Here is an 11,511-nt window from a genome sequence, read left to right on the forward strand (position 1 = left end):
GGCTGAATTTTTTTAAAAAAAAGCCTTAAACTATCTGGATAATGTACAAACTGTAAATATGAGGGGGAATCAATAATGACAAAGTATATTTTTGTAACAGGCGGCGTAGTTTCCTCGCTTGGAAAAGGGATTACCGCAGCATCTTTGGGACGATTATTAAAAAACCGCGGATTGAACGTAACAATTCAAAAGTTTGATCCATACATCAATGTTGACCCGGGAACGATGAGTCCGTATCAGCATGGTGAAGTGTTCGTAACGGATGACGGTGCGGAAACAGATTTAGACTTAGGTCACTATGAGCGTTTTATCGATATTAACTTAAACAAGTATAGCAACGTAACAACTGGTAAAATTTATTCCAGCGTATTGCGTAAAGAGCGCCGTGGCGATTATTTAGGCGGAACGGTACAGGTTATTCCACACATTACCAATGAAATTAAAGACCGCGTATTCCGCGCCGGCAACGAAACGAATGCGGACGTAGTTATCACCGAAATCGGTGGAACGGTAGGGGATATTGAGTCACTTCCATTCCTTGAAGCGATCCGTCAAATAAAAAATGATGTTGGCCGTGACAATGTTCTCTATGTTCATTGTACGTTAATCCCATACATCAAAGCCGCTGGTGAAATGAAAACCAAACCAACACAGCACAGCGTTAAAGAGCTTCGCAGCCTTGGTATTCAGCCAAATATCATTGTGGTTCGTACCGAAATGCCGGTATCACAAGATATGAAGGACAAAATTGCTTTGTTCTGTGATATTGATTCTAAAGCAGTCATTGAGTGCCGTGATGCGGATACCCTTTACTCTGTACCGCTTGCGCTTCAAGAGCAAAACATGGATCAAATCGTCTGCGATCACTTGAAATTGGTGACTCCGGAAGCGGATATGACAGAGTGGACTGCATTAGTGGATAAGGTTCTCCATTTATCAAGCAAGACTCGAATTGGTTTGGTTGGTAAATATGTTGAACTTCAAGATGCCTATATATCTGTTGTTGAAGCAATGCGCCATGCCGGCTATGCATTTGATGCCGATGTGGAAATTAAGTGGATCAATGCTGAGCATGTAAACGCTGGAAATGTGGATGAGTTATTAAGTGATGTCGACGGTGTTCTTGTTCCTGGTGGCTTCGGTGATCGCGGGATTGAAGGGAAAATTGAAGCGACTCGCTATGCGCGTGAAAATAAGAAACCATTCCTTGGCATTTGTTTAGGTATGCAGCTGGCAACTGTTGAGTTTGCCCGCAATGTTCTTGGTCATAAGGATGCACACTCTGCTGAGTTTGTTCCAGAAACCAATTATCCAATTATTGACTTACTTCCTGAGCAAAAGGATGTTGAGGATTTAGGCGGCACATTGCGTCTTGGCTTATATCCTGCACGTCTTGCGGAAGGAACGAAGGCGTTTAGTGCTTATGAGGAGAAAGTAATTTATGAGCGCCACCGTCATCGTTATGAGTTTAATAATCAATTCCGTCAAGAGATGGAAGAGGCAGGTCTTATTTTCTCTGGAACAAGCCCAGATGGCCGTTTAGTCGAGATTATCGAATTGAAGGATCACCCATGGTTCGTGGCATCCCAGTTCCACCCAGAGTTCATTTCAAGACCAAATCGTCCACAGCCGCTATTCCGCGACTTTATTCGTGCGACGTTGAAATAATTTTTTTAAGGCCATTCCTTGGGGAGTGGTCTTTTTTTGGGGAGTTTTGGCGTTTACTTTCCAGTTTCGCAATAATACTTTCGAATTCACTTGTATTTGTGCAAAAATAAAAAAAGCCAGGCAAAAGCCTGGCTCAGGTATCTTTCCTCGCTAATTTAAGATAAATTTGGGACATTTGGATGCTGTTTTTTTAAAAGGATTTGCATTACTTTCCGGTTTCCTCAAAATTCTTTCCACTTCAAAAGATTCTCCAAAAACCTACTCCTCATATTCCCCCAAAATCTCTTCAATCGTAAATTTCAAGCCGAAATAGACGAACAATCCGGCCATTGAAGACGGATATCCGTAGCGTCCGCCAAATTCATCCGGAAGCAGCCCCTTTTTCAGCCTCAAATCGATATGAACATCCGCCAATTCCACGAGTGGTCCAGCTTCATCGCCAACACTTGAAACCGCGACAAACGGAATTCCTTTCTCCTGAAGCTCGTAAGCTAGTGAAACGGCCTCTGAATCCACGGAAGTTCTTGTAAAAATTAAAACACGATCCGCTTCGGTTAATAAAGACAAATCACTCAACACTTTTGCAACCTTAAACGGTTCCGCACCCTCCAAGGCTTCAAATTCCACCGCCTTCATCTCGCGAAAACCGGCAAGATAAATCGTACCATCGCCGACAGGTGCCTGGGCCAGCAAGCGCGCTCCATCCTCAAAAGAAAACTCTTCTTTTTCATCAATTCTTTTAAACAAACCCGTTAATTGGGTTGTGAACATTTTTAACATAGAAACCCTCCTTCTCGCTCCTTTATTATATTCTTTTTTGCAAAAATGCAGAAATAACGGAAATCGGAGTTTAAATTAGCAGGAATTTCAAAATAAATGTAGAATTACTAATCGAATTGACTGAGATATAATATTTAATAAAGAAAACTCGCCGACTGGTGAGCCCCTAAGGGCGGTTCATGAGGCGTAGTTGCACTTATGCCTGATAGGAAAGTTATACTCTCCTATCGGCCATGAAACACATCAAATGGGAAGAGGTGGAGTTATGAAAGAGAAAATATTAATCGTCGACGATCAATTTGGAATTCGAATTTTACTAAATGAGGTATTCCAAAAGGAAGGGTATCAAACTTATCAGGCAGCTAATGGCATTCAAGCCCTTGATATTGTAAAAAAGCATGACCCAGATCTCGTTCTCTTAGATATGAAAATCCCAGGAATGGACGGAATTGAAATTTTAAAAAGAATGAAAGTGATTGACCCGGAAATTCGCGTCATTATCATGACCGCTTATGGGGAATTGGACATGATTCAAGAGGCGAAAGATCTTGGGGCCATCACTCACTTCGCGAAGCCGTTTGATATTGATGACATCCGGGCCGCAGTGAAGAAACACATGCCGCAAAAAGCGAAATAACCCTATTATTATACTGAAAAAACTGTACTAGTAATGTTTGCGCTTTCATTATTACAGTTTTAAAAATTCGGATAGATTGATGGCATTTCCTCCTAGTTTTTGATATGATATTTATGAACTTTTTCTGGTTTTTAAATCTTTTCACACCATACATAATCCTGAAAACAGAGGGAAAACCTTTATATGGAAAGTCTGTTTGAAAAGATGCCAGCTCATATTAAGGAGGAAGAAAAATGCCTTTAGTTTCTATGACCGAAATGCTCAAAAAAGCAAATGCAGAAGGCTATGCTGTTGGGCAATTTAACATCAATAACCTAGAATTTACCCAAGCTATTCTTCAAGCCGCTGAAGCAGAAAAATCACCGGTTATTCTTGGTGTTTCTGAAGGTGCGGGACGTTATATCGGTGGATTCAAAACCGTTGTAAAAATGGTAGAAGGTTTATTGGAAGATTACAATATCACCGTTCCAGTTGCCATTCACCTTGATCACGGTTCAAGCTTTGACAAATGTAAAGAAGCAATCGATGCAGGCTTCACTTCCGTCATGATCGACGCTTCACACGATCCATTTGAAGAAAACGTTGCAACAACTTCTAAAGTGGTTGAGTATGCTCATTCAAAAGGTGTTTCCGTTGAAGCTGAGCTTGGAACAGTAGGCGGACAGGAAGATGATGTTTCCGGCAGCATTATTTATGCAGATGCAAATGAGTGTGTCGAATTAGTTAAACGTACAGGTATTGATTGCCTTGCTCCTGCTTTAGGTTCTGTTCATGGCCCTTACAAAGGGGAACCCAACCTTGGATTCAAGGAAATGGAGGAAATCGGCAACCTTACTGGTGTACCGTTAGTTCTTCATGGTGGTACTGGAATCCCAACAAAAGATATTCAAAAATCAATTTCGCTAGGAACAGCGAAAATCAATGTAAATACAGAAAACCAAATTGCTTCTGCGAAAGTCGTTCGCGAAGTATTGGCTGCAAAACCAAATGAATATGACCCACGTAAATATTTAGGACCAGCTCGCGATGCCATCAAAGAAACCGTTATTGGCAAAATGCGTGAATTCGGTTCATCTCAAAAAGCTTAATCAGGTACTCCACTTGAAATAGGCTAGTGAAATAGTGTACGATTGTCAATGAAAGCGAAACCGCCCTTCCCAAAGAGGGCGGTTTCAGTGTGTTCGACAAAAACTGGAAATTTTGCCGAAAATTATCGAAAAATTGGAGGGAAGCGCTGTGAAATTTTTTATTGATACGGCTAATTTAGAAGAAATTCGTGAAGTACATGAACTTGGTTTACTTTCTGGGGTAACGACAAACCCAACCCTTGTAGCGAGAGAAGGAAATATCTCTTTCCAAGATCGAATTAAGGAAATTGCTGAGCTTGTTCCAGGTTCTGTTAGTGCGGAGGTTATTGCCCTGGACGCAGAGGAAATGATTCGTGAAGGAAAAGAATTAGCTGCAATTGCTCCGAATGTTACTATTAAAGTTCCTATGACACCGGATGGCTTAAAAGCATGCCATGCTTTTTCAAAAGCAGGTATTAAAACAAATGTCACATTGATCTTCAATGCTAACCAGGCTCTTCTTGCGGCAAGAGCAGGCGCTACTTATGTATCTCCATTCCTTGGAAGACTAGATGATATCGGTCAAAATGGTTTAGACTTAATTTCCCAAGTCGCTGAAATTTTTGCTGTTCATGGGATTGAATCAGAAATTATTGCAGCATCGATCCGCAATCCAATCCATGTAACAGAAGCAGCCTTAAGAGGGGCGCATATTGCAACAATTCCATATAAAGTATTGATAGATTTGTTTAAACATCCATTAACCGATAAAGGGATTGAAGGATTTTTAAAAGACTGGAATGCTCGTAACAACGCGTAAGTTGGAAAAATTTCCAATAACTTTTTTTAATATTAATACATGAAAATAGAATTTTCGTGTAAACTAGAGGATAGACAAGCTGTCGGAAAATGTCTATTGATATTGGAAAAATATACCTAAGGTCATAATTTGGCGTAAAATAAAACTTGTCGACCCGTGCAAAGACGTGCGAAAGGCTTAGAAGGGAGTCGAAAATGGAAAAGCTTAAGATTGCGGGCGGTTACCCACTTCGCGGTACCGTTAGGATTAGTGGAGCCAAAAACAGTGCTGTTGCCCTTATTCCAGCGACTATTTTGGCAGAATCACCAGTAACCATTGAAGGATTGCCACATATTTCGGATGTAGAAATTCTAAAAGACTTGCTCGAAGAAATTGGCGGAAAGGTTCAGTTGTCTGAGGAAGAAATGACCATTGATCCATCGAAAATGATTTCGATGCCACTGCCAAACGGGAAAGTTAAAAGGCTTCGGGCATCCTATTATTTAATGGGTGCGATGCTAGGCCGCTTTAAAAAAGCAGTCATTGGTCTTCCAGGCGGCTGCCATTTAGGCCCTCGCCCGATTGATCAACATATTAAAGGGTTCGAAGCATTGGGCGCCAGTGTCACGAATGAACAAGGGGCTATTTATTTACGGGCGGACGAGCTCCGCGGGGCACGGATTTACCTAGATGTTGTCAGTGTTGGTGCTACGATTAATATCATGCTCGCTGCTGTCCGGGCAAAGGGAAGAACCATCATTGAGAATGCGGCAAAAGAGCCGGAGATCATTGATGTCGCTACCTTGTTAACCAACATGGGTGCGAAAATTAAGGGTGCCGGAACCGATGTCATCCGAATTGACGGCGTTGAAAGTCTCCATGGCTGCCGTCATACAATTATCCCTGACCGGATTGAGGCGGGAACCTATATGATTTTAGCCGCTGCCGTTGGTGACGGAGTTCTCATTGATAATGTGATTCCACAGCACCTCGAATCATTGATTGCAAAACTTCGGGAGACGGGTCTGCAAATTGAAACAGGAGATGACCAAGTGTTTGTCTCGGGTGGTTCTAACTTGAAGACGGTTGATATTAAAACACTTGTTTATCCCGGGTTTCCAACTGATTTGCAGCAGCCGTTTACGACGTTTTTAACAAAAGCTACCGGATCAAGCGTTGTAACGGATACTATTTATGGTGCCCGTTTTAAACATATTGATGAGTTAAGAAGAATGAACGCCAATATTAAGGTGGAAGGACGTTCGGCCATCATCAACGGTCCTGTTCAGCTTCAAGGGGCTAAAGTAAAGGCAAGTGATCTGAGAGCAGGCGCTGCCCTTTTCATTGCCGGCCTGATGGCAGAAGGGATTACCGAAGTGACTGGACTCGAGCACATCGACCGTGGCTACAGTAACCTGGTTGAAAAATTAAACGGTCTTGGCGCAACGGTTTGGCGTGAAGCATTAACGCAGGAAGAACTGGAACATCTAAAAAATACGTAAATTTTTGAGTATTTGGACAAGCCATACTAGAACTTTATACAACTTTGGGAGCTCTCAAGTGAGAGAATGGGGGATGGAACTGATGGAAAGAAGTTTATCGATGGAACTAGTCCGTGTTACGGAAGCAGCGGCACTTGCATCTGCACGCTGGATGGGTCGAGGTAAAAAGGATGAAGCAGACGGTGCGGCAACTACCGCAATGCGTGATGTATTTGACACCGTACCAATGAAAGGAACCGTTGTCATTGGGGAAGGCGAAATGGACGAAGCGCCAATGCTTTATATTGGTGAAAAACTGGGGAACGGATATGGACCTCGTGTCGATATCGCAGTCGACCCGCTTGAAGGCACCAATATTTTAGCATCTGGCGGCTGGAACGCTCTGGCTGTTCTTGCGGTTGCTGATCACGGAAACCTTCTTCATGCACCGGATATGTACATGGAGAAAATTGCCGTAGGACCGGAAGCAGTTGGCCTTGTTGATATTAATGCTTCTGTTCTTGATAATTTAAAAGCAGTGGCGAAAGCAAAAAATAAGGATATTGAAGACGTGGTGGCAACGGTTTTAAATCGTCCGCGCCATGAGCATATTATTCACCAGCTTCGTGAAGCCGGTGCCCGAATCAAATTGATTAACGACGGTGATGTGGCAGGAGCCATCAATACGGCTTTTGATAACACAGGTGTCGACATTCTATTTGGTTCTGGCGGCGCGCCTGAAGGGGTAATCTCTGCGGTTGCCTTAAAATGCCTTGGCGGCGAATTGATGGGGAAATTGGTTCCGCAAAACGATGCGGAAATCGAACGTTGCAAAAAAATGGGGCTTGATTTAAACAAAGTTCTTCGCATGGAAGACCTTGTTAAGGGTGATGATGCCATTTTTGCTGCCACCGGTGTAACCGATGGAGAATTATTGCGCGGCGTTCAATTTAAGGGTTCTTACGGTTCTACCCATTCCGTTGTCATGCGGGCAAAATCAGGTACAGTGCGGTTTATTGATGGCCGGCACAGCTTGAAAAAGAAACCGCATTTAGTTATTAAATAGAAAAATGATAGGGAGACTGGACCTTTTTGGTCTAGTCTCTTTTATAAAAATACCCTCCAAAATTTCCCAACTTAAATAATAGTTGATTAATTTTTTGTAAAGGGGGTAAAATAGAAATTGTTTTAGACAGAAAAACTTTCTACAACTCTATTCATTTCTTCATTGCTTTCTTATCCTCCAATCTCATATAACTCAATTGGTGAGAAGAAAATTATAATAATACCCCGCCGATTTTATTAATATTAATATAACCTGCGGATGAAAATATCAAAGAGTGGTGTACAAATGGACGTAACAATTTCAAGTTTAGAAAACATGAAGCTGAAGGAGCTTTATGAGCTTGCACGCGAATATAAAGTGACCTACTACAGCAAATTAACGAAAAAAGAATTAATTTTTGCCATCCTAAAATCTCGTGCCGAACAGCAGGGTTATTTTTTCATGGAAGGTGTACTGGAAATTATCCAGTCAGAAGGATTTGGATTCCTCCGGCCGATCAATTATTCGCCGAGCTCAGAGGATATTTACATCTCAGCATCGCAAATCCGCCGTTTCGATCTTCGTAATGGTGATAAAGTTTCAGGTAAGGTTCGACCTCCAAAAGAAAATGAACGTTATTACGGGTTATTGCATGTAGAAGCAGTAAATGGGGAAGACCCGGAATCCGCGAAGGAACGCGTTTATTTTCCAGCCTTAACTCCTCTGTATCCAAATAGACAGATGAAACTTGAAACAACCCCAAAATTTCTTTCAACCAGAATCATGGATTTAGTGGCACCAGTCGGCTTTGGTCAAAGGGGCTTAATCGTAGCACCGCCAAAGGCCGGTAAAACAATGCTGTTAAAAGAAATCGCCAACAGCATTACGACCAATCATCCTGAAGTCGAATTAATTGTTTTGCTCATTGATGAGCGTCCGGAAGAGGTAACCGATATTGAACGTTCAGTTGCCGGCGATGTGGTCAGCTCCACATTTGATGAGGTTCCGGAAAACCACATTAAAGTGGCCGAGCTTGTGTTAGACCGCGCGATGCGTTTGGTTGAGCACAAACGCGATGTTGTGATTTTAATGGACAGTATTACGCGTCTCGCCCGTGCTTACAACCTGGTCATTCCTCCAAGCGGAAGAACCTTGTCCGGTGGTATTGATCCGGCAGCTTTCCATCGTCCGAAGCGTTTCTTTGGTGCAGCCCGTAATATTGAAGAGGGCGGAAGCTTAACAATTTTGGCTACGGCGTTGGTTGATACCGGGTCACGTATGGATGACGTCATTTATGAAGAATTTAAAGGTACTGGTAATATGGAACTGCATCTTGATCGTGCGCTTGCCGAGCGCCGGATTTTCCCTGCACTCGATATTCGCCGTTCCGGAACAAGGAAAGAAGAGCTTCTTCTTCCAAAAGAACACTTGGATAAATTATGGGCAATTCGCAAATCAATGTCGGATTCCCCGGATTTTGCCGAACGCTTCTTGAAAAAATTAAGACAGACAAAAACAAACGAGGAATTCTTTGCCCAGCTTGGCGAGGAACTGAAAGCACGCCGTTCGTAGGTTGATTTTTCTAAAGAAAAGCGCAAGCGCCTTGATCAGCCTCAGGCATAGCACAAGACAAGCCGGCCGAAAGGTTGTTCTTTAACCTTTTGGGCGGATTGGCTTGTGACCTCGAGGGGCAGGACGCTTGCGCTGGACAATTCTCGAAGCTGAATTTTATACCTTCTTATCTCGTAAAGAAAACTCAGCCGTAAGGGCGGTTCATGAGGCCTAGTTGCACTTATGCACAGGAAGAAAGTATAAACTTGGAAAAGTTTATATTTTCTTACCAGCCATCATCCCTTGCTTGCAAAAGTGATCTCTCGTTGTTATAATATGTACAGTGTGTTTTTAGTATTTTAGTGCCTGTTTAGACAAGCACTTATGATAACTCTGTTTCGAAAGATTCAGGGCGGAAGGAGCTGAAAAAAATGAAAACAGGAATTCATCCAAATTATAAAACAGTTAAGGTGACATGCGCATGCGGAAACACTTTTGAAACTGGATCAGTGAAAAACGAAATCCGTGTTGAAACTTGTTCTGAATGCCATCCATTCTACACTGGTCGTCAAAAATTCGCTGAAGCTGGCGGACGTGTTGATCGTTTCAACAAAAAATACGGCATTAAGTCACAACAACAACAGTAATTATGAACGCCCAAAACAGGCAAGAGCAACTTTACTTGCCTGTTTTTTATTGAAAAAATATAGATTTTTATTAGGTTTTGCTTTAAGGAAGGAGAGACCGTTTTATGTATGTAATGAAACAAAGCGGATGGGTTGAGGTTATCTGTGGCAGTATGTTTTCCGGAAAGTCAGAGGAATTGATCCGTCGAGTAAAACGCGCTCAATTTGCCAAGCAAAAAATAGCTGTTTTTAAACCCAAAATTGATAATCGCTACAGCGAGCAGTCTGTAGTCTCCCATAATGGCTCTTCTTTTATTGCGAAGCCCATTTCTCATTCCATCGAAATTCTGCACCATATTGAAGCAGACATCGATATTATTGCTATAGATGAAGTTCAATTCTTTGATGAAGGAATTGTTCGCATTGTTCAGCAGTTAGCTGACAGCGGCCACCGTGTCGTTGTCGCCGGCCTTGACATGGATTTCCGCGGTGAACCTTTCGGACAAGTTCCCGCTCTAATGGCCATCGCTGAACACGTGACAAAACTGCAAGCTGTTTGCACTGTTTGCGGTTCCCCCTCAAGCCGAACCCAGCGACTAATCGACGGCCGGCCAGCATCCTACCATGATCCCATCATTATGGTCGGTGCATCCGAAGCCTACGAACCACGCTGCCGCCATCATCACGAAGTCCCAAAAAACGCCTTTCGTGAACAGGAAGAACCAGTATCAAAAATGTAAAGATAAAAAACTGCCAAGAGGACTGATCTTTTTGGCAGTTTTTTGTTTAAAAAGGCATCTGTTCTTGATTCGCGGATAAAATCATGAAGTTTATGGGAAAGTGTAATTATACACGATTTAATAAGCTAAATGAATTTTGGAAAGAATTCTCTTGAGAAGTAGGACGGGTCTGGGGAATGATAGTAATGGAGGTGTAAACATTTGAAAAAGTTTATTGTTCCTTCATTATTGCTTTCCATGTTTTTGGTGGGCGGATGCGGAGATCAAGCTGCAGATTATGATTTGCGCAAGGATCGCAGTGCTCCGAATCAAATGTCAATTAAGTATAAAAAGCCTCTGGTCGGACAGGATGTTCAAAACCAGAATCCGAATTTTCTTAACCTGGAGGGGACCAGCACCCGCGGAACAGGCGGCGGTCAGGATACAGGGATTGATGTGAACAAAGCGAAGAAGGTTATTCGCGATACGCATGAATTTACAACGGATTCGGTTTGGATCAATGGAGACCGGATGTGGGTCAATGTTTATAAAAAAGGGATGCTTAGCGACCAACAGCGGGAGGACGCGGAAGCACGTCTCCATAAGAAACTAGTTCAAGCCCTGCCCCGCTACAATATTGAGGTTCGGGTACAGGAAGACCGCAGATAACATGCTCTGTTTCAGGGCATGTTTTTTGGTTTGGGGAAGGAAGGGACAAAAGTTAGTGGTAATTTGTGAAATTTTTTCAGAATATTTGATATGAGGCAAAATCAGTTGGAAATTGAGGAAAGGTGTCTCCAATAAGCATGATAGGGGACAAAATCAGTTGGAAATTGAGGAAAAGTGTCTCCAATAAGCATGATAGGGGACAAAATCAGTTGGAAATTGAGGAAAAGTGTCTCCAATAAGCATGATAGGGGACAAAATCAGTTGGAAATTGAGAAAAAGTGTCTCCAATAAGCATGATAGGGGACAAAATCAGTTGGAAATTGAGAAAAAGTGTCTCCAATAAGCATGATATGGGACAAAATCAGTTGGAAATCAAGTCAAAGTGTCTCCAATAAGCCCGATAGAGACGAAAATGAACTAGAAACTTTAGCAAAGTGTCGTCAATAACCATCAAAAAAACTAAAAACTC

11 protein-coding genes are annotated in these 11,511 nt (G+C 42.4%); 10 read left to right on the forward strand and 1 reads right to left on the reverse strand.

The annotated features are described in order from the left end of the window. Positions 1–75 precede the first annotated feature (75 nt). Complete coding sequence (locus tag BIV60_RS06355) at positions 76–1,668, forward strand: CTP synthase (protein ID WP_071354889.1); 1,593 nt, start codon at positions 76–78, stop codon at positions 1,666–1,668. Between the two features lie 258 nt (positions 1,669–1,926). On the opposite strand, the gene BIV60_RS06360 is transcribed toward BIV60_RS06355, so the two are convergent. Further along, on the reverse strand, positions 1,927–2,448 hold the full coding sequence (locus tag BIV60_RS06360; RefSeq protein WP_071354890.1) for a DUF2529 domain-containing protein: 522 nt from the start codon (positions 2,446–2,448) through the stop codon (positions 1,927–1,929). Between the two features lie 265 nt (positions 2,449–2,713). Here BIV60_RS06360 and BIV60_RS06365 point away from each other — a divergent pair, with 265 nt between their 5' ends. From BIV60_RS06365 to BIV60_RS06405, 9 genes are all read left to right on the forward strand, one after another. After that, a complete protein-coding gene (locus tag BIV60_RS06365) occupies positions 2,714–3,085 on the forward strand; it encodes a response regulator (RefSeq protein WP_071354891.1) in 372 nt (123 codons plus the stop codon). 233 nt (positions 3,086–3,318) lie between these two features. After that, entirely contained in the window at positions 3,319–4,173 is an 855-nt protein-coding gene (locus BIV60_RS06370; protein ID WP_071354892.1) for a class II fructose-bisphosphate aldolase, read from the forward strand. 148 nt (positions 4,174–4,321) lie between these two features. Continuing rightward, positions 4,322–4,972, forward strand: a complete 651-nt coding sequence (gene fsa / locus BIV60_RS06375; protein ID WP_071354951.1) for a fructose-6-phosphate aldolase — start codon at positions 4,322–4,324, stop codon at positions 4,970–4,972. A gap of 194 nt (positions 4,973–5,166) precedes the next feature. Continuing rightward, entirely contained in the window at positions 5,167–6,453 is a 1,287-nt protein-coding gene (locus BIV60_RS06380) for a UDP-N-acetylglucosamine 1-carboxyvinyltransferase (protein ID WP_071354893.1), read from the forward strand. An 82-nt stretch (positions 6,454–6,535) separates the two neighbouring features. Then, positions 6,536–7,498: a class II fructose-bisphosphatase gene (gene glpX, locus BIV60_RS06385; RefSeq protein ID WP_071354894.1), complete on the forward strand. Its 963-nt coding sequence runs from the start codon at positions 6,536–6,538 to the stop codon at positions 7,496–7,498. A 285-nt stretch (positions 7,499–7,783) separates the two neighbouring features. Next, positions 7,784–9,049: a transcription termination factor Rho gene (rho, locus tag BIV60_RS06390; protein ID WP_071354895.1), complete on the forward strand. Its 1,266-nt coding sequence runs from the start codon at positions 7,784–7,786 to the stop codon at positions 9,047–9,049. A 410-nt stretch (positions 9,050–9,459) separates the two neighbouring features. Beyond that, positions 9,460–9,675 carry a 50S ribosomal protein L31 gene (rpmE, locus tag BIV60_RS06395; RefSeq protein ID WP_071354896.1) on the forward strand — a complete coding sequence of 72 codons (216 nt, stop codon included), beginning with the start codon at positions 9,460–9,462 and terminating at the stop codon, positions 9,673–9,675. A gap of 104 nt (positions 9,676–9,779) precedes the next feature. Then, entirely contained in the window at positions 9,780–10,394 is a 615-nt protein-coding gene (locus BIV60_RS06400) for a thymidine kinase (protein ID WP_071354897.1), read from the forward strand. A gap of 201 nt (positions 10,395–10,595) precedes the next feature. Further along, positions 10,596–11,042, forward strand: a complete 447-nt coding sequence (locus tag BIV60_RS06405; protein WP_071354898.1) for a hypothetical protein — start codon at positions 10,596–10,598, stop codon at positions 11,040–11,042. Positions 11,043–11,511: the final 469 nt, after the last annotated feature.

Source organism: Bacillus sp. MUM 116 (assembly GCF_001866655.1).
In the GTDB taxonomy this organism is placed as follows: Bacteria; Bacillota; Bacilli; order Bacillales; family Cytobacillaceae; genus Neobacillus.